The following is a 22,623-nucleotide window of genomic DNA, read 5'->3' as shown; positions in this document are numbered from 1 at the left end:
GCCCAAGATTGTTTTGGCGGTACAGAATTTTCTTGCAAATGTTATGATATAACATCATTACATGATTCATCCCTTTCACCCGCCTAGCAAAAAGCCGAGGATCCCTGTTCCATGCGCGACACCTCCCAATCCGATACCCGCCTTCCCGTCACCGTTCTGTCCGGCTTTCTTGGGGCAGGCAAAACCACATTGCTCAACCGTGTCCTAAACAACCGCAATGGGCGGCGGGTTGCCGTCATCGTCAACGACATGTCTGAGGTAAACATCGATGCCGATCTGGTCCGCGAGGGCACCGAACTGTCGCGATCCGAAGAAACCCTGGTTGAAATGTCCAATGGCTGTATCTGCTGCACCCTGCGTGATGACCTGCTCAAAGAGGTGCGCAAACTGTCCCAGGAAGGCCGCTTTGATTATCTTCTGATCGAATCCACCGGAATTTCAGAACCGCTGCCGGTGGCGGCGACCTTTGATTTTCGCGACGACCAGGGCCAAAGCCTGTCTGACGTGGCACGGCTCGACACCATGGTCACCGTGGTTGATGCGGTGAACCTTTTACAGGATTTCTCCAGCCATGACTTTCTCAACGACCGCGGCGAATCGCTGGGCGAAGAAGACAACCGCAGTCTGGTCAGCCTGCTCACCGAACAGATCGAATTTGCCGATGTTGTGATCCTCAACAAGGTTACAGATGCAGGCGCATCCCGCACAGAAAATGCGCGCAAGATCATCCGCGCCCTGAATGGTGACGCCAGGATCATCGAAACCGATCACTCTGACGTGGCGGCTGATGCCATTCTCGACACCGGCCTGTTCAACTTTGACACCGCCCATGAACACCCCATGTGGGCAAAAGAGCTGTATGGCTTTGCCAACCACACCCCCGAGGATGAAGAATACGGCATCGAATCCTTCGTCTTTCACGCCCGTGCGCCCTTTGATCCGCAAAAACTGCATGCGGTGTTGAACGGTGCACTTCCGGGGGTGATCCGTGCGAAGGGACATTTCTGGATCGCTACCCGGCCAGACTGGACGGCCGAATTCAGCCTCGCCGGGGCGCTGTCTTCAGTGGCTCCCCTGGGCCGGTGGTGGGCCTCGGTACCGCAAGACCGCCTGCCCGACCACCCACAGGCGCAGGCTGAAATTGCCCGCAACTGGGTAGAGCCATGGGGGGATCGGCGCCAGGAACTGGTCTTCATTGGCGCCGGGCTGGAGCGTGAAACCATCAGTGCCCGGCTGAATGACGCCTTGGTCGATACAACGGATTTCCACCCCGATGCATGGACCGATATGGCAGATCCTTTTCCACAATGGGGACAGCGTTGATGCCGGTGACCCGTTTTGATGTCGGGTAATGCCTTATGCTGCGGGCTGCGCTATTGGCAGCGTGATCTGAAGATCTAAAACCTCAAAATAAAAAGTCCCGGACCGTCTGCGACGATCCGGGACTTTCTGTAGCTTAGGCAGTCTGCCGTGGCTTAGCGCACCACAAACTCGGCGTGCAATGCACCTGCGGCTTTCAGACTTTTCAGGATGTCGATCATGTCACGGGGCGACACGCCCAGCGCATTGAGACCTGCGACCACCTCTGACAGGGATGTGGTCTCGCGCACCTCGGCCAGCTGCACGCCTTCTTCCTCGTCGATGGCTGCATTGGTACGCGGCACCACCACGGTTTCGCCATCAGTAAAGGGACTTGGCTGTGACACCAGCGGTGCCTCTTCGATCCGTAGCGTCAGGTTGCCCTGAGCCACCGCCACCCGGGAAATCCGCACATCGCTGCCCATCACAATGGTTCCGGAGCGCTGATCAACCACCACACGGGCCTTGCGCTGCGGTTCCACCAAAAGATTTTCCATCCGCCCGACAGCATGGGCGGTTGAGCGCGCATTGGTGCGTTTGATGTCGATCTCGACAGTTCCGGAATCGCGCATCAATGCAACGCCACGGCCAAATTCATCATTCACCGCGCGTTCGATCCGCTCTGCGGTGGTGAAATCCGGCTCCCGCAGGGCCAGACGCATGGTCGACAGCGACGACAGATCAAAACCGATCTCGCGCTCTACCCGCGCCCCCGAAGGGATATTGCCAGAGGTCGGAACCCCCTGGGTAACGCTGGCACCATCGCCTTCGGCAACAGCCCCACCCGCAAGAATGGTCCCCTGCGCCACCGCATAGATCTGACCATCAGCGGCGTTCAGCGGCGTCATGATCAAGGTGCCACCCAGCAGGCTTTTGGAATCGCCAATGGCCGACACCGTGACATCCACAGTACCGCCAACACGGGCAAAGGGCGGCAAGGTTGCGGTCACAAAGACCGCTGCCACGTTTTTCGGCCGGAACTGTTCGCCGGTTACATTGACCCCGAGACGTTCCAGAATGTTGGTCATGATCTCTTCGGTGAAGGGCGAGTTTCGCAACCCGTCCCCGGTTCCATTGAGACCCACCACCAGACCGTAGCCTACCAGATCGTTGCCGCGCACCCCGTCGAATTCGACAAGATCCTTGAGGCGAATTGCATTGGCCTGCGCCAAAGTCGGCAGCAGCAGGCAGGCGATCAAAAGGCGAAAAAATTTCATCATCACATGTGCTTTACAAGGCTGAGTTGGGCGCTGCGCGCAGTCACCGTATAAAGGATTTCCAGCTGGGTCTCTGTCGACTTCATCTTGGAGGAAACTTCATACTGATCGGCCAGAACAATGTCGTTGAAGGCCAGGCTGAGGCTGGTTTTACTGGCCTGATTGCGCGTGCTGACCCGTTCGAGCTGAGATTCCATAAAGCCGATATCCGCCTGCGCCTCAACCAAACGAGAGCTGCTGTCAGCCATTTCAGTAATGCCTGCGCGGGTCATGTCGATTTTGACTTCATCTGACAGCGCCACACCGGGTTCATCCATCAGGGCAAGGATCGCAAAGCTCTGCAAGGAATGGGTCAGGTCCGGGTCATCGGCCCGCAGAGACAGCGATACCGTCTCGCCATCGCCAATTTCGACCGGGGAAAGATCAGTGGTCGACCCATTGTACATCAACGTGTTAAATCCGGCGGGGTCTGCAAACCAGTCTTTCACCGCTTGAATAATATCGGCCGCATCGGTCAGACCGGCCGTTTCGAGCACCAGTTCACTCATCATTGTGTCGGCATCATTCAACGGTGATGTTCCCGTCGCCGTGCCGGAAAACAAGCTGCGTCCACCAGCCCAACCATTCAATGAACTGATTGCCGCGTCCAACTGACGACTGGCCTCCTTGGCGAACTGCTCCGCGTCGGTCGCGTTCAGCGTGGTGGAGACCGAAACGATGTCGTCACGCATCAGCTGCGTTCCTTCCTGAATACGCGACAGATTACTCTGCATGCTCAGGGCGAAGAGTTTGGTCTCATTGGTGGCGACGGTTTGGCTTTCGATCCGGTTCAGATTGTTTTCGATATCGGCCAGATAGGAAAAGTCACCGCCCAACTCCGCAGTCAGGTTGGATTTTTTGCCTGTGGAAACTTCTTGTGACAGCGTCGCCAGATCCAGCTTTAGTTCCGCATTGCGATTGCGCAGGAAACTATGAGTGGTCAGGTCGCCGTAGGAATTATAGATCATTCATTATATCCTCAGAAGAGATTCCATCATGTCATCAATGGTCGACAGCATGCGTGCATTTGCTGCGTAGGCATTCTCGATGAGCATCATGTTTTGCAGCTCGGCGTCCGAATCAACACCAAGGGCAAGCTCTGCCTGAGCCAGCTCGGTGTAACTGGTGGCAGCAAAGCTTAGCGAATTGTTGGCGCTGTCACTGTCTCGGGCAAACCGCGACATAAGAGAGGCGCTCAGCGTGTTGAGATCCGAAGAAATTGTGCCCAACTTGGTGGTCGAAACCGTCCGGTTTTCGCTGATGGCTTCTGAATAGGCGATCAGTTGGCTGGCATCACCGGGATCGCCTTCGGTGGCAGCATAGAGCCCATCCCGCAGACGCCAGGTTTCTGCCTGACCGTCCATGGCCACCAGATCATTCAATTCCAGCCGCGCCGCCAGGCCCACTGTATCAGCGGGATCAAAGGCACCGCCGCTGTCGGTAAAGATCCCCGCATCGGTCAGGCCAATAGTGGCATCCAACGCCGGATCCTGGAAGCGCTCCACCAGATCGCGGGCTACGGCATCCAGATCATTCTGCGCCTCAACCGCGACATTGTCGCGAATATCAAAGGCCGCAATCAAGGTGCCACCCCGCAACGGCCCGTTGATAGAGGTATCCATCGCCAAGCCATTGATCTCCAGCCCTGACAACAACCCGTTGTCCTGGGTCATCTGTGGCTCGATTGTGCGCTTGGCGTCAAAGCTCAGCTCTGATGCCCGACCATCCAGCAAGGCGACACCCCCAACGGTGAACAGAGCAACCCGGCCCTGATCCCGCTGCACGACGTTGACCGGGATCGCCTGGTTCACAGTATCAATCAACAGATCTCGCTGATCTTCCATTGCTGTGGTGCTACCACCTGCCGCCTGAGCAACAACAATACGGGCATTCAGCTTTTCCAGTTCTTTCAACTGACTGTTCAGTTGGTCAACCTGCAGATCAATCGAGGATTCAGCTGCAAGCCGCTGATTGTTCAACCCGTCGGCTGCGTCAGTAATGGATTGAACAATCAAGTCCGCCTTTACCGAAAGATCATGCAACCGTTCGGTTGAATCCGGGCGTGAGGTTGCTTCGACCAATGCCGCGTCAAAGTTTGAGATCTGCGTAGAGATCGACATATTGTCGTCCACGGTGCCAACAAAGTTGGACATCCGGGAATAGAAATCCGAGTAGACTCCGATCTTTGCATATTCAGCTTCCGCCTTGCGGGTGGTGGATTGCAATGCCGGATTAACATTGCGCTCCACATCCCCGATCCTGACACCAGCCGCATATTGGCTGGTGGACAGGTTCAGCTTTTGAGAGGAGTAGCCAGGCGTTAGCGCATTGGCCAGGTTCTCCGAAGTTACTTGGGACAGCCGCGCATTCGCGGTCAGTCCGGTCATCGCGGAGTTAAGTGCACTTGTGATAGACATGTCAGGCGCTCTTTCTAAGCCGGAGTCAAAGTATCAGCGACGCTTATCGCTTGATGTTGGTGGTTTCCTGAAGCATCTCATCGACGGTCTGGATCACTTTGGCATTGGAAGAATAGGCCCGCTGCGTCTTGATCATATCCGTCAGTTCGGTCGCCACATCGGTGGCTGATTCTTCCCGCGAATAAGAGGCAACTTCCCCTGTTGGTCCGTCACCCGCGTCCCACAAGAAGTAGGATCCACTGTCCGACGAGGGCAGATAGGTCTGGTTATCAAGTGATTTCAGGCCATTCAAATTAGGGACATCCACCAGTGGGATCTTGTAAATCACACGGCTGGCACCGGAATCATAGTTGGCGCGGAGATAGCCCTGCGGGTCAACTTCGACACCAACCATGGTGCCGACTTCGGAACCGTCTTTGGTGACCGAAGCCGGTGCAAAGGTATCGGAAAGCTGGGTGAACCCATCGCTCTCACCAATGGTGCCGACTTTGATTTCCATCGGCCCGCCATCAACATTGACCACAATGCTGCCGGTTGCCGGATCATAGGCACCGCCCGAAACCGCCGTGACCGAGGCAAGTGAACCACCCGCGGTACGACTGTCATTGAACGTCATGGTGTATTCGCCAATCACCGCGCCGCCAGAGGCGCTATCGGTGATCTGCATGGTCCATTCGTTCGAGCTGCCGCTTGCAGGAACCGTTGGCGTATAGGTAATGCCCAGTGTCTGCGAGCTGCCAAGGTTGTCATAATATTCAACCGTCATGTTGCGCACAGTACCCGCGCTGCCGGCCTCGGTATCAGTGGCGGGAAGGTTCACGCCCAGACCAACAGTTGTTGTCGGCTCGCCAGTCAGCTGGTTCATGTTGTACTGAACCGGCTCCAGCCCTTCGGCTGTGTCGCGTGGACCGTCTGAAACTGTACCATCCGGGTTGGCAGGCCAGCCGAGCAGGACCAGACCTGATTTTGTCGTCAGGTAACCTTCGTCATTGGTGCGGAAGGACCCGGTCGTGGTCATCAACATGGTTGGAGACCCATTGTCGCCCTGCACTTCGGTCAGGGAGGCGACGGGCAACATGCCACGGCCACTTACAGCCAGATCGGTTGCATTGTTGGTTCCGACAAGAGGTCCGCGCTGGTCAATCAGGCGCATATTGCTGGCGGAGACACCGCCCGCAGAATACCTGCCGCCAGAAGAGCCGACCACCATGGATTGGAAGTCTGTCTCTACTCTCTTGTACCCGCTTGTGGAGGAGTTTGCGATATTGTCCGAAATTGCGGCCAAAGAGCTCGCGTTTGCACTCAATCCGGAAACACCGGCATTCAGGGCGGAAGAAATGGTCATGTTGCGCCTTTCTGCTGCAATAAGTCGTTCTTGGAGCAACAGCTAGCGCATCAGCACTTAACGGGCGGCTAACAGATAAAATGCAATTTATACTGCGCCGCCCGAGGGTGAGTTATATAGGGTTCATTCACGCAAGAGGATGATTTCCACCCGGTTATTCCGGACCGCCATCGGATTTTTCACTGCCAGTTTTCTGTCCGCGTGCCCCGTAATCCGATGGATTCGGCTGGATTTCATACCACCCGATTCGAGCAGAGTTCGGGTAACATTTGCCCGGTTATGAGACACTTCCCAAACCGGATTCTGTGCCAGAACAACCGGATGCGACTGAATGTGCCCGCTGATCGCAATGTCATTGGTCACACTGCCACTCACCCGCGCCACCATGCGCACCAGGTCACGGAACAACGGAGTCGGCTCCGCACCACCGGCGGCAAAAAGATTGACCCCGTCTGTCTCGAACAGTTCGACAATCAGACCTTCATCGGTGACACGCGTAATGATGTGGCGTGACATCTCAACCGAAACCATGCTCTCACCACCGCGGCCCTGAAGCTGCTCTTCGATGGCGCGGAACTTGCTGTCTTCCTCGGCTTTCTCGGCATCACTGACGCCGGTCTGACCCTGGGCTTTCTGCGCATCCATCGGATTGATGTCAGAAGCCCCCGTACCGGACTGCGGCTGGATGTCTTCGGTAAACATACTGTCGCCCTGGAAGGCACCATTGCCGCCACCGGAAATCCGGCTGAGCGGAATCGATGGCGAAAAGTAATCCGCCAGACCCTTACGTTGCTTTTCAGTTGTTGCGTTCAACAGCCACATCAACAAGAAGAACGCCATCATGGCTGTCACAAAGTCTGCATAGGCCACCTTCCAGGCGCCCCCATGGTGGCCACCGCCACTAACGACTTTTTTCTTCTTGATGATAATAGGCGCCATTCCATTTTGTGCGCTCATATCCACCACCACTATTTTTCACCCACTCATGGGATATCAGGTGGGGTGCTAACTGGCCCTTAACAATTAAACTTGCCGGCAGTTAAGGCTTATAAACAGGGGGGTGGCATAGCCCAGTGCCCTGCTAGGGCCAGGGCTGCGGACAAAAAAGGTAGATGACTGCGCCCCGGCTTTGGCTGCTGGGGCGCAGGTCAGTTCTGTTAGGACTCAATCAGGATAGAGCCAAACGATTCGCGCAGCTTATTCTTCAGCACCTTACCGGTCCCGCCCAACGGCAGTTCAGTCACAAAAACCACCTTGTCCGGGATTTGCCAGCTGGCTACACGACCCTCATAATGGGCCAGAAGATCAGCCTCGGTCAGATCCGCGTCAGATTTGATTGCGATCACCACCGGGCGTTCATCCCATTTGGGATGCTGCGCCGCAATGGCAGCGGCCTGCGCCACCTGCGGGTGCGACATGGCAATATCTTCCAGTTCCACCGTCGAAATCCACTCGCCGCCGGACTTGATGATATCCTTGGAGCGGTCGCGGATAATCATGTAGCCATCGCCGTCAATGGTGGCGACATCGCCGGTGTCAAACCAGCCATCCATGGTCAGGGCACTTTTGTCCTGGCCAAAGTAGGTGTCGATAATCCAGTGGCCACGGATCTGAAGCTCACCCTGGGTTTCCCCATCATTGGCCAGCACATGGCCTGATTCGTCGACAATACGCAGCTCGACCCCATAGGGTGGACGGCCCTGGCCTTCGCGGATGGCGCCTTTTTCGGTGTCGGACAGATCATGATGCTTTTGCAGCAGATGATTCATCGTTCCCAACGGGCTGGTTTCCGTCATGCCCCAGGCATGGATCAGCTCCACCCCGTATTTGTCGCGGAAGGCCGGGATCATCACCGTTGGCAGCGCCGAGCCCCCCACAACGGTGCGGGTCAGGCTCTCGGCCTTGCTGCCGGTCTTTTCCAGTGCCTGCAACAGTCCCATCCAGATGGTTGGAACGCCCAGCGCCAGGGTCACCTGCTCACCGTCGATCAGCTTGACCAGGCTTTCGCCGTCCAGGTTTGGCCCTGGCAGCACCAGTTTGGCGCCAACACCAGCGGCAATATAGGGCACGCCCCAGGCATTCACGTGGAACATCGGTACCACGGCCATCACCGTATCCCGCGCCGAGATCGCCAGCCCATCCGGCTGGTTGCCCCCCAGCGAGTGCAGCACGGTGGTGCGGTGGGTATATTGAACCCCTTTGGGATTGCCGGTGGTGCCCGAGGTATAGCACAGGCTCGACGGCATGTTTTCATCCAGCTCTGGCCAGCTGTACGCATCACCTTCGGCGGCAATCAGCTCGTCATAGAACAGGATACCCGGCACAGCCTCGGCGGCGGCTTCATCGCGCGGGCCCATCAGCACGATGTGTTTGACGGTTTTGAAATGCTCCTTCAGCTGACCCACCGCGGTCACAAAGGTGGCATCAATGAACAAGACCTGATCTTCAGCATGATTGATGATATAAATCAGCTGCTCGGGTTTCAGGCGCGGGTTGATCGTGTGGCAGATCATTCCGGCGCCGGCGACACCAAAATAGATTTCCAGGTGCCGCTGGTTGTTCCAGGCAATGGTACCGCAACGGTCCCCCTGGGCCACGCCCAGACGCTCCAGCGCGGCGGCCAGTTTGCGGGCGTTGGCCTCAACCTCGCCCCAGCTGGAATGCACCACCTCCCCAGAGGTTTCGACTGAGGTCACTGTGGTTTCGCCGTGATAGCGCCCCGCATGTTCAATCAAAGAGCTGATCGTCAGCGGATTGTGCATCATCTTGCCAAGCATTTCGCCTGTCTCCTCCAAATTATTCTGCAGCCAGCGCTGCATGGCCACGGATCAGATCCGCAGCCTTTTCTGCAATCATAATGGTGGGGGCGTTGGTATTCCCCCCTATCAGCCGCGGCATCACAGAGGCATCTACAACGCGCAGCCCCGCCAGGCCCCGCACCTTCAAATCCGGATCGACAACAGCCATGTCGTCCTGCCCCATCTTACAGGTTCCCACCGGATGATAAATCGTATCCGAGCGCGCCCGGATGTGCTGCTCCAACGCTGCGTCATCCGGCTCTTCTTTGATAAAGAGTTCTTTGTGGATGTAGCCGGACAGCGGTGCGGTTTGCATCAGCTGTCGCGTCTTGCGCGCGCCCTTGATCAGCACGGCCAGATCTTCGGGATCCGACAGGAACTGCGGATCAATGCGCGGCGGCGCCATGGGATCACCGGAGGTCAACCCGACCGAACCCCGCGATTTTGGCCGCAACACACAGACATGGCAACTAAACCCATGGCCCATATGCAGTTTTCGCGCATGATCATCCACGATTGAGATGACAAAATGTAGCTGAATATCCGCGCGCTCCAGATGGCTTTCGGTCTTGAGAAAGGCCGCGCCTTCGGCAAAGGGGGTGGCAATCATGCCCTGGCCCGAAGACCGCCAGTTGGTGATATGTTTCAGCAAAGATAGGCTGCCCGGCAGGGATATGCCAAAGTTGTCGCGATCCTTGCTTTTGTAGGCCAGGGTGAAATCCAGATGATCCTGCAGGTTCTGGCCCACTCCGGGCAGCTCGTGCAGCATCTTGATGCCATGTGGTTCGATATCCTCAGCCCGGCCAACGCCCGACAGTTGCAGCAGTTGCGGCGAATTGAACGTTCCACCACAAAGCAGCACCTCGCGCTGCGCCATGACCTCTTTGTCCTGCCCCCCCTGGCGATAGGCAACGCCAGTGGCGCGCTTGCCTTCAAACAGCACCCTGGTGGCATGGGCTTTGGTCAGCACCGTCAGATTGGGGCGATCCATCACCGGATGCAGATAGGCCGCCGCCGCCGAGCACCGCTCACCGTTCTTATCCTGGGCATGAAACTGGGTGACCTGGTATTCGCCAATGCCCTCGTTATCGCCGCTGTTGAAATCGGCGACTTCGCGGATCTGCAGCGCCTGACCGGCCTCGACAAAGGCGCGGGTGATGGGGCGTGGGGATTTCTGATTGCTGACCTGCAGCGGCCCGCTGTCCCCGTGCACCGCATCGCCGCCGCGCTCGTTATTTTCGGCACGCTTGAAATAGGGCAACACCGCGTCCCAGTTCCAGCCGTCGCAGCCCAGATCGGCCCATTCGTCATAGTCCTTGGCATGGCCACGAACATAGAGCATGGCATTGATGGCGCTCGATCCGCCCAGGGCCTTGCCCCGTGGCTGATAGCCCTTGCGGCCATTCAGCCCCGGCTGCGGCACCGTTTCAAAGGCCCAGTTGTTGATCTTGGGTCGCCCCGGCAGCATCGCAACAACCGCAGCCGGAGCGCGCACCAGAATACCGTCCCCCTTACCGCCGGCCTCAATCAGACAGACCGTAGTGGCAGAATCCTCACTCAAACGGGCAGCCAATGTCGCCCCGGCAGAGCCACCTCCGACAATTACATAGTCAAATTTCATTGCGTTCCTCCCCATACAACCCTGTGGGTGGTAGCAGAGCCAAGCCAGCAGTATCTGTCCAGACTTACACCGCGTAAATCTGGACTATACCCAAACAGATGGCTTACGGGAAGAAACGGGGGGGGGGACAACTGGCACCTGCGCGCCTGCACCCCCGGTTTGCTTTGTGAAGTCTTTATGCTTTGGCTTGGGCGTCGCCGCCTTCTTCTGACCCGGCGCTGTCATCCGCCTTATCAGCCTCAGCGCTGGCGTCGATCTCCTCAACATCAACGATGTCTTGCACCACCACAGCGCCCGTGGCCGCGTTGCTTGCAGCTGCTGCGCCGGTGATCAGCGGTAGCATATGCACACCGGTGGCGCTGGCGACCTCCGGGGTTTCCGGGCGTTGCCAGCTCAGGGTGTCAAAGCTGGTGCAATGTTCACAAACCGGTGCCCAATCGGCATGGATATGGTTGCAGTTGCTGCACAGCCACTGCGGCCCCCGCGGCGCCGTCAAGGCCCGCGCCAGCCAGGCCTGGGTCACCGCATTGTCAGCGCCCTCGCCTTTCTCAATCGCCGCCATCAGCGTCAGCACCCGCGCATCCGGCGCCCGTTCCACCAGATCTCCCAACGCGCGGCGCGCCTCGGGGAAATCTTCGGCGACGATATGCAGCTCGGCCATGACCAGCCGGGTTTCGTCATCCTGTGGCTTTAGCCGCGCCAGCTGGTCAAAACGTTTCACCCGCTGCGCGGCGGTTTCCTCTGGCTCAACCTCGGCAAAGACATGGGCAAGGTCCGGGTGCGGCTGTGCCTCCCAGGCCTTTTTCAACACCTTGACTGCATTGCGTTTCTTGCCCTGCGCCAAATAGGCTCGCGCCGCCATCGCCGCTGCCGGAACCAGATCGGGCGATAGCCGATTGGCCTCAATGGCCTGTTCGCGCTGCGCGACTGTTGCCTCTTCGTCGATAACCCCACGAGAGGCGGAAAGCGCCAGCACCGCATCGCGACGTTTAAACACATCGCGCGGCAGCGTGCCCGATTTCAGCTTGGTGGACAGGGTTTTACGCGCCCCCGCCCAGTCTTCGGCCTGGGCCTGAAGCTGCAGCAACGTGTCCTGAACTTCTTCGTGTTTGGGACGCAGTGCTAGGGCCTTTTCGGCCAATTGCAGCGCGGTGACCCTGTCCCCCTCGGACAGCTTTTGCTTCATGATGCCGCGCACCCCGACAAAGCGGGTGGTCTGATTGCTCAGCAGGCGCTTATAGGCCTCTGCGGCCTTATGCGTATCGCCGGCCATTTCCGCCGCCTGCGCCGTCAACAGGTCGGTAAGTTCCGGATTATCCAGATACCGCGCCGCCTTTGACGCCTTGGTCAGCGCCAGACGCCCCTCGCCAGAGGCCAGCGCCATCATACCATCGGACAGCGCCTGATAGCCCTTGCGCTCGCGTCCCTTGTCAAAATAGCGCGACATCGCCGTTTCGTCCCCGTTGAGGAACTTGAGCGTGGCGATAAGCAGGGTCAGCAGCTTCAGGAAGATCCAGACCCCCAGCACCAACAGACCCAGCGCCAGCACCGATTGCAGCGCCCCCAGGGTGTATTCGGTCCCCGCTACGGTGATCTGCACCCCGCCTGCGGTTTCCATCAGAATACCCGCTCCAAAGGCAAGCAAGGCCACGAGGGCAACAAAGACCAGAATTTTCAACAATGACCAGAGCATGGCGGCTTCCTTATTTTGCGTTCAGGCTTTGGGCCAGTTGATCAACAGCGGCGATCGCTGCCAGACGAGTTTGCGCGGAGGCCAGCCAATCAGCAAAGACTGCACGGGCGGGCGCGGGCAGGGTCTCTACCTCTGCAAGTGCATCGGCGATTGAGCCAGATTGCAAAGCAGCCTCGGCGCGGGACAATACGGCGTCCGCCCCTTCGCCGTCTTGTGGAGTCACCGAACGGGCCCCCAGATGGCGGTTGACGTAGTCCATCAGGCTACCGCTTTCTGCGCTGTCCTGCCGCGCCAGGGCCAATGCCTCGCGGGCGAGGGGCGGATAGCTGGCCTGCAGACCAGACAGCGGGGTCACACCGGCGTCACCGCTGCCGGACAAAGCGGCGGGAACCGAGACCTGCAATCCCTGCAACTCAGCCAGTGGCGCGGCAAAGCTGCCGCCGGCATCCAGCGAGATGCGAATTTTAGCCAAGGCCAATTGCGCCGAGGCAATACGCGCCGATTCCAAACTTGCCTGTTCCGTAAGACGGGCCTCAGCCAGCATGTCTTCGACCTCAGACCGCTGGGTGGCCAGGCTTTGTTGCAGCTTGGCCAACTCGCCCTCAAAGGCGGCAACCGCCTCGGGGGAGGCCGCATCGGTGAGCGGGCGCGCCTCAATCTGATCCAACCGGGCGGTCAAAGCGGAAATTTCATCTGCACTTGCAGACCCGGATGCCGGATCATCGCGCAGGGTTTCTACAGTAGTTTCAAGCTCATCAAGCCGGGTCTGCAAAGGCGCCAGATCTGGCAGCTCAAGACCGCCCAATTGCCCCTGCAGCGCAGCAAGCTGCTCCTTGATCTCCGCCTGTTCCTTTGCATGAGCCGCCATATCGGCCTCATAAGAAGCCTTATCAAAGCCAGCGGATCCCAGCAGGCCACTCGGCAATACCGAGTTGAGAAGCCCGCCCTGGCCAACGGCAAAGCCCAAGACAGCGGCCACAGCCCCACCCAGGAGCGCCGCGCCGAAGCCACCGCGTTTTTCGATGATGCGTTCAATTTCGGGCTGAGCTGCGGGGGGCGCAGTCACGTCAGAAGACACGTCTTCCTGGTCTTTGGCCTCGACTGGATCTTCTGATGTCTCAGTCTCAGTCTCAGTCTCAGTCTCAGTCTCAGTCTCAGTCTCAGTCTCAGTCTCAGTCTCAGTCTCAGTCTCAGTCTCAGTCTCAGTCTCAGTCTCAGTCTCAGAAGAGATCACCGCGTCATCCGCGTCCTGATCAACCCCCTCGGCTGTGATCTGATCCTCAGCAACCGCGCTCTCTGTTTCAGAGATTGGTGCATCTTTTGCCCCAGGGTCCTGCGTGCCAGCCGCAGGCTTGGTCACTTCATCCGCAGTTGTCTTGTCAGCCACACCGGCCTCCCCTCGATTCTCAAATCACCTAAACGCCCTACAATGCCCCGACCCTACTGCGCCGGATTGCCACCCTCAAGGTGCGTCAATCGAACTGCGGCATCGCGGACCATCACAGCCATACTACTGGCATCTGGCGTCCTACTTACCTGCAAGTCCTTGTAGTTCAAACCCTTCAGCTCAGCCGCAACGGCCTGACTTAACGCAATCAAAGACAAATTAACTTGATCCAGCCCCAGACAGGCAAAATGCCGCGCAGTTCGTGGTGAAAAAAGCGGCGCAATAACGGCATCTTGCGCCAGGATGCGCTGCTTTGCCTCCTCGCTGGGCGACAAAAGCTGCTGATCGTAGATCACCTGCCCCTCACAGGGCAGACCAGCACTGGTCAGCTGTTGCGCTATATCGCCACGGGTATGGCGCCCATGCAGATGCAGCAGGGGCGTGACAGGTCTGGCTTTGGAAAGATGAGCAATCAGCTCTGCTGCGGAGGCACCACAATACCGCGCCTGCCACCCTGCCTGTTCAGCGGCTTGGGTCGTGCGTTGCCCAACGCAAAAGGCGGGCAGCGCGGCGGGGGCGCTACGGGCGGCGGCCACCCCATTGGCGGAGGTGAAAATCACGCCCTGGTAGCCCGTGAGATCAACCGCAGTTGCAAGCGGCGTCACCTGCATCAGCGGTGCATGAATCACCTCTAACTGCGCCAGAATCTCCGCAGGCAGCTGCGCCACAAACCGCAAAGAGCCCTCCTGTGGCCGCGTCATCAACAGGGCAACCTTGGGCATTTTGCTACGGGATCCAGAGACCGGGGCGTCAGGCATGCTTTGGGCTCCTGGGATTGTTTGCATCACGTATAGGTGCTAGCTCCACCAGCAATCTGATGCAACGGGTAGACCATGACACAAAGCCTGACACTTTTGGGGTTGGAAAGCAGCTGTGACGATACTGCCGCCGCCGTGGTGCGGCAAGAGCCGGGTAAACGCGCCCAGGTGCTGTCTTCCATCGTCTTTGGCCAAACCGAACTGCACAGCGCCTTTGGCGGTGTTGTCCCCGAAATTGCCGCCCGCGCCCATGCGGAAAAACTGGATCTCTGCGTTGTAGATGCGCTGCAGGCTGCCGGGGTAACCCTGCAGGATCTCGACGCCATCGCCGTCACCGCCGGGCCGGGGCTGATTGGCGGGGTGATGTCTGGCGTGATGTGCGCCAAGGGCATTGCCGCCGCCACCGGTCTGCCGCTGGTGGGGGTCAACCATCTGGCCGGTCACGCCCTGACCCCGCGGCTGACCGATGATGTGGCCTATCCCTATTTGATGCTGCTGGTCTCTGGTGGTCACTGCCAATATCTGATCGCCCGTGGCCCCGAGGATTTCACCCGGCTGGGCGGCACCATTGATGACGCCCCAGGCGAGGCCTTTGACAAGACCGCGCGACTGCTGGGCCTGCCGCAGCCCGGTGGTCCTTCGGTGCAAAAAGAGGCCGAGACGGGCGATCCCAAACGCTTCCGCTTTCCCCGCCCGCTGATCCAGCGACAGGATTGCAACCTGTCCTTTTCCGGGCTGAAAACAGCGCTGATGCGGATGCGCGACCAGATTGTCGATGAAAAATCCGGCCTGACACGGCAGGACCGCGCCGATCTCTGTGCTGGGTTTCAGGCGGCTGTGGCGGATGTCCTGGCCTCCAAAACCCGCCGGGCGCTGGCCATCTATCTGGCGGAAAACCCTGCCACACCAACCTTGGCCGTGGCCGGCGGTGTGGCGGCAAATACCGCCATTCGCGCCGCGTTAGAGACTGTCTGTGGCGAGCTGAACACCCAGTTTACCGCGCCTCCGCTGGCCTTGTGTACGGATAATGCCGCGATGATCGCCTATGCAGGTCTAGAGCGGTTCCGGGCCGGGGCGCGTGACGGCATGGATCTGACCGCCCGCCCCCGTTGGCCGCTGGATCAATCCAGCCCCGCCATGCTGGGATCTGGCCGCAAAGGAGCCAAGGCATGACAATTTCCGTGCTGGGCGCCGGCGCCTTTGGCACCGCCCTGGCCATTTCCCTGGCCAAGGAAACGCCAGTTACCCTATGGGCCCGCGACAGCGCTCAGGTGGCGGATATGCAGCGGCAGCGATGCAACACAGCGCGCCTGCCTGATGTCCCTTTGCCAGCGCGTTTAACCCCGACCAGTGATTTCAGCCAGGCGACCGAGGCAGAGGTGCTGCTGCTGGCGGTCCCCATGCAAAAACTGCGCTCCGTTCTGCAGGCCCATCGCGCCGATTTGACGGGTAAGGTGCTGGTGGCCTGCTGCAAAGGGATAGAGCTGGAAACCGGGTTTGGCCCCATTTCGGTAATCAGCCAAGTCCTGCCCGCTGCCAAACCCGCCTTGCTGACCGGCCCCAGTTTTGCCGCTGATATTGCCCGGGGCCTGCCCACGGCCCTGACTCTGGCCTGCGGTGATGCCAAGTTGGGTCACCAGCTGCAACAGCAGCTCACCACCGCCAATCTGCGGCTTTACCGTACCACCGACACCAGCGGCGCCGAATTGGGTGGGGCGCTGAAAAACATCATCGCCATTGCTTGTGGCGCCGTCATTGGCGCCGGATTGGGCGAGAGCGCCCGCGCCGCCCTGATGACACGGGGCTATGCCGAAATGCAGCGTATGGCGCTGGCCTGTGGGGCAAAGCCGGAAACCCTGGCAGGGCTTTCAGGCTTTGGCGATCTCACCCTGACCTGCAGTTCCCCCCTGTCGCGCAACTATCAATTGGGATTGTCCATTGGCCGGGGCGACGGGTTTGATCCAAACATCACCGTCGAAGGTGCCGCCACCGCCCGCGCCACCGCTGCCAAAGCAAAAACTATGGGGCTGGATATGCCCCTGACCGAGACCGTCGTTGGGTTACTGAATGGTGACTTGACGATTGCCACTGCCAGCGCTCAACTGCTGGCACGCCCTTTGAAAGAGGAATAATATGCTGATAGCCCTGATCGCCCGTGACAAGCCGGATCACCTGCAAACCCGCGTGGACAACCGCGCCGCGCACCTTGCCTATATTGAAGACACCGGCGTTGTTGCACAGGCAGGACCCCTGCTGGACCAAAACGGTGAAATGGCCGGATCACTGGTTATCCTCGACGTTGAGGATATGGCCGCGGGCGAGGCATGGGCCGCAGAGGACCCCTATAACAAGGCCGGGCTGTTTGAGGCGGTTGAATTGATCACCTGGAAGAAAGTCATCGGCTGATGCGCTACTGGCTGTTCAAATCGGAGCCTTCGACCTGGAGCTGGCAGGATCAGATCGACAAGGGCGCGCAGGGTGGAGAATGGGACGGCGTGCGCAATTACCAGGCCCGCAACTTCATGCGCCAGATGGCCCTGGGCGACCGGGGCTTTTTCTATCATTCGCAAAAGGAAAAAGCGGTGGTGGGGATTGTTGAGGTCTGCGCCGAAGCACATCGCGACAGTACCGCTGAGGATGATCGCTGGGACTGCGTCGATATCAGGGCTGTTCGCAGCTTTTCCCAGCCCGTGACCCTGGATCAAATCAAATCGGACCCGCGCCTGGAAGAGATGAGTCTGGTCAAGAGCTCCCGATTGTCGGTGCAACCGGTCAGCCCGGAGGAATGGCAGCTGGTTTGTGCCATGGGGCAGACAGAAGCGGACTGATCTGACAATCTTGACCAAGACCTGATCTGGTTATGGGAGAGTAACTGTGGAAATTCTGAATGTTCTGGTGGCCGCCGCATCAGGTTTCGCCCTGGGCGCGGTCTATTACGGGATCCTGGCAGAACCCTGGATGGTCGCCGCCGGGATAAGGCGCGGCACCGATGGCAAGCCTGAAAGCGGCCAGACTGCGCTGACATTTGCGCTTGGCTTTGTGTTGCAACTGGTTGTGGCTGGCATGATGCGCCATGTCTTTACCCTATCGGGTATCAGCAGCGCCGGGGCCGGGTTTGTGGCTGGGCTTGGCGTGGGATTGTTCTTCATCACGCCCTGGATTGCGCTGAACAACCTGTATGCAGGGCGCCCGGTCAAACTGACAGTGATTGATGGTGGCTATGCCACCTTGGCCTGTGCTGTTATCGGCCTGGTGCTGTCGCTGTTCTGACAACCAGGCCGGGCAAAACCGCGCCAGGGTCGGCTGTCACAACAGCGCCCCAAAGCCTTTAAAATAGAAAAGGGAAGATCCAACCAAACAGTAGGATCTTCCCTTCCACCCCGCGTGCTCCACAGTCCACCACACGCGTATGAAAATTCCGTCCTAGCCGTCCTGGCTGGTTTCTTTGTGGTAGCTCACTTGTGGATGTTTTTGCAAACCCAATGCACGGACAATACCATTCAAATGCAAAGCACCCAGCGATTTTCGCCGGGTGCTTAACTCTCAAGAGCTATAATTTACATTCTAAAGCAATATCTTAGATAGGGTATTACTTCGCCTCTGGCTTAGCCGTAGACAGATTCTTTGCCAAAATGTTTGGTCAGCATGTAGTAGACAACCGCGCGATACTTATTGCGCTCGGACTTGCCATAGATCTCAACAACCTTGCCAATGGCTTCCATCAGCTCTGGCCCGTCCGCCAGGCCCAGCTTTTTGATCAGGAAGTTGTCTTTGACGGTTTCCAGCTCGCTCTCCTGGCTGGAGGCAACGGTGGAGGCGTCGGCATTATAGATCGCAGGACCACAACCAATGGTGACCTTGGTCAGCAGGTCCATATCGGGTTCCATACCGCATTTGTTTTTCAGATCATCAGCATATTGCGCGATCAGATCGTCTCTCTTACCCATAAACGTTCTCCAGCTACAGTGTTGTGGTCGGCCAAAATCAAGAAATTGCAGAGGCTTAACATAAGCCTAACGCCAGACGCCCGAGAGACAAAGGAAAAGATTCGCCTGCTTTTCCCCGCTGAAAGAACTCTGGGGCTCTTATGGTGGACGACAAGGATCGGACGGAGACCAACCATGACAGCAAGCAACAGAGACATCGCAATCTCATATTTGGACATGGAAGCTGCTGAGGATGTCGCTTGGGTAAAACAACGCGTTCAAAAAGCGTTGAAAACGAAGAGCAGCGCTGAGCTGCCATTTAACACTTTTTCTTTGGAAGTAGACCCCAAAAAGCAGACAGTCACCCTCCACCAAGACTGGTTCGGCTGTCAGCCAGAAATCTTTTCGGCCGACGAATTTTTCGACCTGGTTAGCACCAGTCGTTCTCGAAGAAAGAATGCGTAGAGCGAAGCGCTTGGGGAACGTGCTAAAGCGCTGAAAACACAAACGCCACCCAAGGTCTCCCTTGGATGGCGTCAATTTTCAGATCTGTATCAGATCTTAGTAGCGGTAATGCTCGGGCTTGAAGGGGCCTTCTGGGGTCACGCCGATATAGGCGGCCTGCTCTGGGGTCAGGCTCGAAAGTTTCACGCCAATGCGCTCAAGGTGCAGACGGGCCACTTTCTCATCCAGGTGCTTTGGCAGGATGTAGACTTCGTTTTTGTACTCATCACCACGCAGCCACAGCTCGATCTGAGCCAGAACCTGGTTGGTGAAGGAGGCCGACATAACAAAGGACGGGTGACCGGTGGCATTGCCGAGGTTCAGCAGACGACCCTCGGAGAGCAGGATCAGACGGCTGCCCGAAGGCATCTCGATCATGTCGACCTGTTCTTTGATGTTGGTCCACTTGTGGTTCTTCAGGCTTGCGACCTGAATTTCGTTGTCAAAGTGACCGATGTTGCCAACGATCGCCATGTCCTTCATCTCGCGCATATGCTCGATGCGGATCACGTCTTTGTTGCCGGTGGTGGTGATGAAGACATCAGCGCTGGAAACAACATCTTCCAGACGCACAACTTCAAAACCGTCCATGGCGGCCTGCAGGGCGCAGATCGGATCAACTTCGGTGACTTTGACGCGGGCGCCAGCACCAGCCAGCGAGGCGGCAGAGCCTTTGCCAACATCACCATAGCCACAGACAACGGCAACTTTACCGGCCATCATGGTGTCGGTGGCGCGGCGGATGCCGTCAACCAGCGATTCCTTACAGCCGTATTTGTTGTCGAACTTCGACTTGGTGACCGAATCGTTCACGTTGATCGCAGGGAAGGGCAGCTGGCCGTTCTTCTGCAGTTCATACAGACGGTGAACACCGGTGGTGGTTTCCTCGGACACACCCAGGATCGCTTCGCGGGTCTTGGTGAACCAGCCGGGGCTTGCCGCCATACGCTTTTTGATCTGGGCAAAGATGGCTTCTTCTTCTTCCGAAGTTGGCACTTCGATCAGATCGGTCTCACCTGCTTCCACACGGGCGCCCAGCAGCACATAGAGTGTTGCGTCGCCACCATCGTCGAGGATCAGGTTGGCGCCTTCTGGGAACATGAAGGAGCGGTCGAGATAGTCCCAATGCTCAACCAGGGTTTGGCCCTTGATGGCAAACACGGGAACACCGGCCTGCGCGATGGCGGCAGCGGCGTGGTCCTGAGTCGAGAAAATGTTGCAGGACGCCCAGCGTACATCGGCACCCAGCGCCACCAGTGTTTCAATCAGAACAGCTGTCTGAATGGTCATATGCAGCGAGCCAACGATGCGCGCGCCCTTCAGCGGCTTTTCTTCACCGTATTCAGCACGCAGCGACATCAGGCCCGGCATTTCGGTTTCTGCGATGTCCAATTCCTTGCGGCCAAACTCAGCAAGCGCAATGTCTTTTACAATATAATCCTCGGCCATGGTCCGCTCCGTTCTGGTTACGAGTTCACTTTGTCGCCGCAGGTAACATTGCAATGGTTTATAAGCAACGAATATAGGGGCATTCTCTGCCCAGAGCCCGCGTTTCCTGATGAAATTTTTATTTTCATCGCCGCAGCCCCGGGTTGGAAAGCCACCCCGGCGCGTGCAGGCTATCCGGCAAGACCCCGACCTGAAATAGCCTCGTCGCCCCCATAAAATCGCTTCCACAGCGGGACCCAAATCGCTAGGCAGGGGCAATCGCCCTACCACCGGACTTTACCCATGCCTGCTAAACCCGCCCGCGCCTGGCAACGTATGCTTTCAGGCCGCCGCCTGGATCTGTTGGACCCGACCCCGATGGATATCGAAATCAGCGATATTGCCCATGGGCTGGCCTTTGTGGCCCGCTGGAACGGTCAGACGCACGGCGATTTTGCCTATTCGGTTGCAGAACATTCGCTGCTGGTAGAGGTGCTGTTTTCGCGCATGTACCCCAAGGCGCCGGTAAAGTGGCAGCTGGCAGCTCTGCTGCATGATGCGCCTGAATATGTCATCGGCGACATGATATCTCCGGTGAAAGCCGCCGTGGGGCCGGGCTATAGCGAGCTGGATCAGCGTCTGACCTCTGCCATTCACATCAAATTTGGTCTGCCTGCGCTTTTGCCAAAAACCATCAAGGCGCAAATCAAACGGGCGGATAAGGTCAGCGCCTGGATGGAGGCGGTACAGATTGCCGGGTTTTCCGAATCCGAAGCAAACAAGCTGTTTGGCCGCCCCAAACCCGAAGTCATTTCCGGGCTGGCCATTGATCTGCGGCCGCCGCTGCAGGTGCGTCAGGCCTTTGTCGCCCGCCATGCAGATCTGTTGCGCAATCTGTAACAGCGCAACAACGCCCGGATCAGTCAGGTTTCTTGTTTTTGCGCTTTGGCTTGGCCTCGACAAAACCGCTCTGCCCACCGAGACCTTTTTCGTGCAAAATCTGGTCGCGCTCTTCCTCGGACAAGACCTGCCACTCAGCTGTTTCAGAGATGAAACCAAGGCGCGACAGGGTTTCGCCAATGATCTTGTGATTCAATTCACCAAAGCTCAACCGGCTGGATTTGCCGCCTTTTTCGGGCACCCATTCGGCGCGTAGCCCACCAATCACCACCGGATTGCATTTGCAAAAACTCTCAACGTGTTTTGCCAACAGATTGTTGGCACCGGAACTGCGCCGCAGGATCATCGCCACCTTTTGGTCAGGCCGGCCAACCATGGCAAAAAGATGTAACGCAGAGCCATCGGCGGCAATCACCTTTTTGGCGGCCTTGTAGCGGGCAACCTGCACCGTGAGACTGTGCTCCTGAGGATGGAAGATCTCATAGCCTTCGCCCTCAAGCAGGGACTCCAGCTGTTCTTCGCCCAACAACCCGCCCTTGCCCAGGCCCAGTTTTGAGCGGGAAATATAGATCTTTTCCGAGCCCTCGGGCTCTATGTGGGTGGCAAAACGGTCATGCACTGCGCGACGGAATTTGCGCGTCCCAACGGTGATCTTACCCAGGCCAAAGCCCTGCCCCGGCACCACCAGCTCTTCGACACAGGTTGGCCTGTCAACAACCTGAATAGGCAAATCCGTGCCAAACAGTGAGAGATACTCACGATGATAACCGCGCACCTCTTTGCCGACTTTGGGACGTTTGGGAATAAAGATAATGCCTCTGATATCCTCTTCGACACTGGGCAAAGCCCACAGACGCGAAGAGCTTTCGACCAGGAAATGGCCAAAATGTGCCCAAAGCACCCCTCCCCAGAGCCAACGCCCCTGCAGGGTTTCCCGCACCCTTTTGGGCCGTTCCGGTTCAATGGAAATGGGGCGAAACTTGCGCCATAACGCAGCTTCGGGGCAATAACTGCCATCTGCGTAAAAAACCCCCGCCGGCTGCACCAAGGCGCTGATCTTGGGGGGCACCACACAGGCGTCCGCCAGATTCAGCAGCTCTTCGGACCATCCTCCCGTTGGCAGAGGCTGGCCATCCGGATCAATTTCCGGTCCGCTGGTGTTGTTTGACAT

The 22,623-nt window shown here is 58.0% G+C and carries 21 protein-coding genes; 8 read left to right on the top strand and 13 right to left on the bottom strand.

What is annotated here, in order from left to right:
* Positions 1-111 precede the first annotated feature (111 nt).
* A complete protein-coding gene (locus tag N1037_01110) occupies positions 112-1,323 on the top strand; it encodes a GTP-binding protein (protein ID UWS79646.1) in 1,212 nt (403 codons plus the stop codon).
* A 152-nt stretch (positions 1,324-1,475) separates the two neighbouring features.
* Here the strand turns inward: N1037_01110 and N1037_01105 are convergent, their stop codons facing one another.
* The 10 genes from N1037_01105 to N1037_01060 all read right to left on the bottom strand — a co-directional run bounded on the left by N1037_01105 (position 1,476) and on the right by N1037_01060 (position 14,694).
* Positions 1,476-2,579, bottom strand: coding sequence for a flagellar basal body P-ring protein FlgI (locus tag N1037_01105; GenBank protein ID UWS79645.1), 1,104 nt, complete (start codon positions 2,577-2,579; stop codon positions 1,476-1,478).
* Entirely contained in the window at positions 2,579-3,583 is a 1,005-nt protein-coding gene (locus N1037_01100) for a flagellin (GenBank protein ID UWS79644.1), read from the bottom strand. The genes N1037_01105 and N1037_01100 overlap by 1 nt, the downstream gene beginning before the upstream one ends.
* 3 nt (positions 3,584-3,586) lie before the next feature.
* Positions 3,587-5,032: a flagellar hook-associated protein FlgK gene (gene flgK, locus N1037_01095; protein ID UWS79643.1), complete on the bottom strand. Its 1,446-nt coding sequence runs from the start codon at positions 5,030-5,032 to the stop codon at positions 3,587-3,589.
* A gap of 43 nt (positions 5,033-5,075) precedes the next feature.
* Complete coding sequence (locus N1037_01090; protein UWS79642.1) at positions 5,076-6,377, bottom strand: flagellar hook-basal body complex protein; 1,302 nt, start codon at positions 6,375-6,377, stop codon at positions 5,076-5,078.
* Positions 6,378-6,500: 123 nt separating this feature from the next.
* Complete coding sequence (locus tag N1037_01085) at positions 6,501-7,334, bottom strand: chemotaxis protein MotB (GenBank protein ID UWS81416.1); 834 nt, start codon at positions 7,332-7,334, stop codon at positions 6,501-6,503.
* A 200-nt stretch (positions 7,335-7,534) separates the two neighbouring features.
* Positions 7,535-9,154 carry a long-chain-fatty-acid--CoA ligase gene (locus N1037_01080; protein ID UWS79641.1) on the bottom strand — a complete coding sequence of 540 codons (1,620 nt, stop codon included), beginning with the start codon at positions 9,152-9,154 and terminating at the stop codon, positions 7,535-7,537.
* 19 nt (positions 9,155-9,173) lie between these two features.
* Positions 9,174-10,796, bottom strand: a complete 1,623-nt coding sequence (locus N1037_01075) for a GMC family oxidoreductase N-terminal domain-containing protein (GenBank protein UWS79640.1) — start codon at positions 10,794-10,796, stop codon at positions 9,174-9,176.
* A 175-nt stretch (positions 10,797-10,971) separates the two neighbouring features.
* A complete protein-coding gene (locus tag N1037_01070) occupies positions 10,972-12,489 on the bottom strand; it encodes a tetratricopeptide repeat protein (GenBank protein UWS79639.1) in 1,518 nt (505 codons plus the stop codon).
* 10 nt (positions 12,490-12,499) lie between these two features.
* Positions 12,500-13,876 (bottom strand): hypothetical protein, encoded by a 1,377-nt coding sequence (locus tag N1037_01065; protein ID UWS79638.1) that lies wholly within the window; start codon positions 13,874-13,876, stop codon positions 12,500-12,502.
* A gap of 53 nt (positions 13,877-13,929) precedes the next feature.
* Positions 13,930-14,694: a uroporphyrinogen-III synthase gene (locus N1037_01060; protein UWS79637.1), complete on the bottom strand. Its 765-nt coding sequence runs from the start codon at positions 14,692-14,694 to the stop codon at positions 13,930-13,932.
* A gap of 75 nt (positions 14,695-14,769) precedes the next feature.
* On the opposite strand from N1037_01060, the gene tsaD reads away from it, so the two are divergent.
* From tsaD to N1037_01035, 5 genes are read left to right on the top strand one after another with little or no spacing between them, the layout of a single operon-like run.
* On the top strand, positions 14,770-15,867 hold the full coding sequence (gene tsaD, locus N1037_01055) for a tRNA (adenosine(37)-N6)-threonylcarbamoyltransferase complex transferase subunit TsaD (GenBank protein ID UWS79636.1): 1,098 nt from the start codon (positions 14,770-14,772) through the stop codon (positions 15,865-15,867).
* Positions 15,864-16,826, top strand: a complete 963-nt coding sequence (locus N1037_01050) for an NAD(P)-dependent glycerol-3-phosphate dehydrogenase (protein UWS79635.1) — start codon at positions 15,864-15,866, stop codon at positions 16,824-16,826. The genes tsaD and N1037_01050 overlap by 4 nt, the downstream gene beginning before the upstream one ends.
* 1 nt (position 16,827) lies before the next feature.
* The gene (locus N1037_01045) at positions 16,828-17,100 is read left to right on the top strand and encodes a YciI family protein (GenBank protein ID UWS79634.1); all 273 of its coding nucleotides are present in this window, start codon (positions 16,828-16,830) and stop codon (positions 17,098-17,100) included.
* Positions 17,100-17,522 (top strand): EVE domain-containing protein, encoded by a 423-nt coding sequence (locus tag N1037_01040; GenBank protein ID UWS79633.1) that lies wholly within the window; start codon positions 17,100-17,102, stop codon positions 17,520-17,522. The genes N1037_01045 and N1037_01040 overlap by 1 nt, the downstream gene beginning before the upstream one ends.
* A 46-nt stretch (positions 17,523-17,568) precedes the next feature.
* Positions 17,569-17,964, top strand: coding sequence for a DUF1761 domain-containing protein (locus N1037_01035; GenBank protein UWS79632.1), 396 nt, complete (start codon positions 17,569-17,571; stop codon positions 17,962-17,964).
* A 335-nt stretch (positions 17,965-18,299) separates the two neighbouring features.
* Here N1037_01035 and N1037_01030 read toward each other — a convergent pair whose 3' ends face one another.
* The gene (locus N1037_01030) at positions 18,300-18,641 is read right to left on the bottom strand and encodes a DUF2853 family protein (GenBank protein ID UWS79631.1); all 342 of its coding nucleotides are present in this window, start codon (positions 18,639-18,641) and stop codon (positions 18,300-18,302) included.
* A 174-nt stretch (positions 18,642-18,815) separates the two neighbouring features.
* Between N1037_01030 and N1037_01025 the strand changes: the two genes are divergently transcribed.
* Positions 18,816-19,085, top strand: a complete 270-nt coding sequence (locus tag N1037_01025) for a hypothetical protein (GenBank protein ID UWS79630.1) — start codon at positions 18,816-18,818, stop codon at positions 19,083-19,085.
* Positions 19,086-19,181: 96 nt separating this feature from the next.
* Here the strand turns inward: N1037_01025 and ahcY are convergent, their stop codons facing one another.
* Positions 19,182-20,573, bottom strand: a complete 1,392-nt coding sequence (gene ahcY, locus N1037_01020) for an adenosylhomocysteinase (GenBank protein UWS79629.1) — start codon at positions 20,571-20,573, stop codon at positions 19,182-19,184.
* A 282-nt stretch (positions 20,574-20,855) separates the two neighbouring features.
* On the opposite strand from ahcY, the gene N1037_01015 reads away from it, so the two are divergent.
* On the top strand, positions 20,856-21,452 hold the full coding sequence (locus tag N1037_01015) for an HD family hydrolase (protein ID UWS79628.1): 597 nt from the start codon (positions 20,856-20,858) through the stop codon (positions 21,450-21,452).
* A gap of 19 nt (positions 21,453-21,471) precedes the next feature.
* Here N1037_01015 and N1037_01010 read toward each other — a convergent pair whose 3' ends face one another.
* Entirely contained in the window at positions 21,472-22,623 is a 1,152-nt protein-coding gene (locus N1037_01010; GenBank protein ID UWS79627.1) for a glycosyltransferase family 61 protein, read from the bottom strand.

The organism is Phaeobacter sp. G2 (assembly GCA_025163595.1).
GTDB lineage: Bacteria > Pseudomonadota > Alphaproteobacteria > Rhodobacterales > Rhodobacteraceae > Pseudophaeobacter.
This window is presented reverse-complemented; position numbering and strand designations above follow the sequence as displayed.

Excerpts from the sequence above, each read along its gene's own strand:
- N1037_01110 (UWS79646.1), top strand. The coding sequence starts at position 112 with ATGCGCGACACCTCCCAATCCGATACCCGCCTTCCCGTCACCGTTCTG.
- N1037_01105 (UWS79645.1), bottom strand. The coding sequence starts at position 2,579 with ATGATGAAATTTTTTCGCCTTTTGATCGCCTGCCTGCTGCTGCCGACT.
- N1037_01100 (UWS79644.1), bottom strand. The coding sequence starts at position 3,583 with ATGATCTATAATTCCTACGGCGACCTGACCACTCATAGTTTCCTGCGC.
- flgK (UWS79643.1), bottom strand. The coding sequence starts at position 5,032 with ATGTCTATCACAAGTGCACTTAACTCCGCGATGACCGGACTGACCGCG.
- N1037_01090 (UWS79642.1), bottom strand. The coding sequence starts at position 6,377 with ATGACCATTTCTTCCGCCCTGAATGCCGGTGTTTCCGGATTGAGTGCA.
- N1037_01085 (UWS81416.1), bottom strand. The coding sequence starts at position 7,334 with ATGAGCGCACAAAATGGAATGGCGCCTATTATCATCAAGAAGAAAAAA.
- N1037_01080 (UWS79641.1), bottom strand. The coding sequence starts at position 9,154 with ATGCTTGGCAAGATGATGCACAATCCGCTGACGATCAGCTCTTTGATT.
- N1037_01075 (UWS79640.1), bottom strand. The coding sequence starts at position 10,796 with ATGAAATTTGACTATGTAATTGTCGGAGGTGGCTCTGCCGGGGCGACA.
- N1037_01070 (UWS79639.1), bottom strand. The coding sequence starts at position 12,489 with ATGCTCTGGTCATTGTTGAAAATTCTGGTCTTTGTTGCCCTCGTGGCC.
- N1037_01060 (UWS79637.1), bottom strand. The coding sequence starts at position 14,694 with ATGCCTGACGCCCCGGTCTCTGGATCCCGTAGCAAAATGCCCAAGGTT.
- tsaD (UWS79636.1), top strand. The coding sequence starts at position 14,770 with ATGACACAAAGCCTGACACTTTTGGGGTTGGAAAGCAGCTGTGACGAT.
- N1037_01050 (UWS79635.1), top strand. The coding sequence starts at position 15,864 with ATGACAATTTCCGTGCTGGGCGCCGGCGCCTTTGGCACCGCCCTGGCC.
- N1037_01045 (UWS79634.1), top strand. The coding sequence starts at position 16,828 with ATGCTGATAGCCCTGATCGCCCGTGACAAGCCGGATCACCTGCAAACC.
- N1037_01040 (UWS79633.1), top strand. The coding sequence starts at position 17,100 with ATGCGCTACTGGCTGTTCAAATCGGAGCCTTCGACCTGGAGCTGGCAG.
- N1037_01030 (UWS79631.1), bottom strand. The coding sequence starts at position 18,641 with ATGGGTAAGAGAGACGATCTGATCGCGCAATATGCTGATGATCTGAAA.
- N1037_01025 (UWS79630.1), top strand. The coding sequence starts at position 18,816 with ATGACAGCAAGCAACAGAGACATCGCAATCTCATATTTGGACATGGAA.
- ahcY (UWS79629.1), bottom strand. The coding sequence starts at position 20,573 with ATGGCCGAGGATTATATTGTAAAAGACATTGCGCTTGCTGAGTTTGGC.
- N1037_01015 (UWS79628.1), top strand. The coding sequence starts at position 20,856 with ATGCCTGCTAAACCCGCCCGCGCCTGGCAACGTATGCTTTCAGGCCGC.
- N1037_01010 (UWS79627.1), bottom strand. The coding sequence starts at position 22,623 with ATGTCAAACAACACCAGCGGACCGGAAATTGATCCGGATGGCCAGCCT.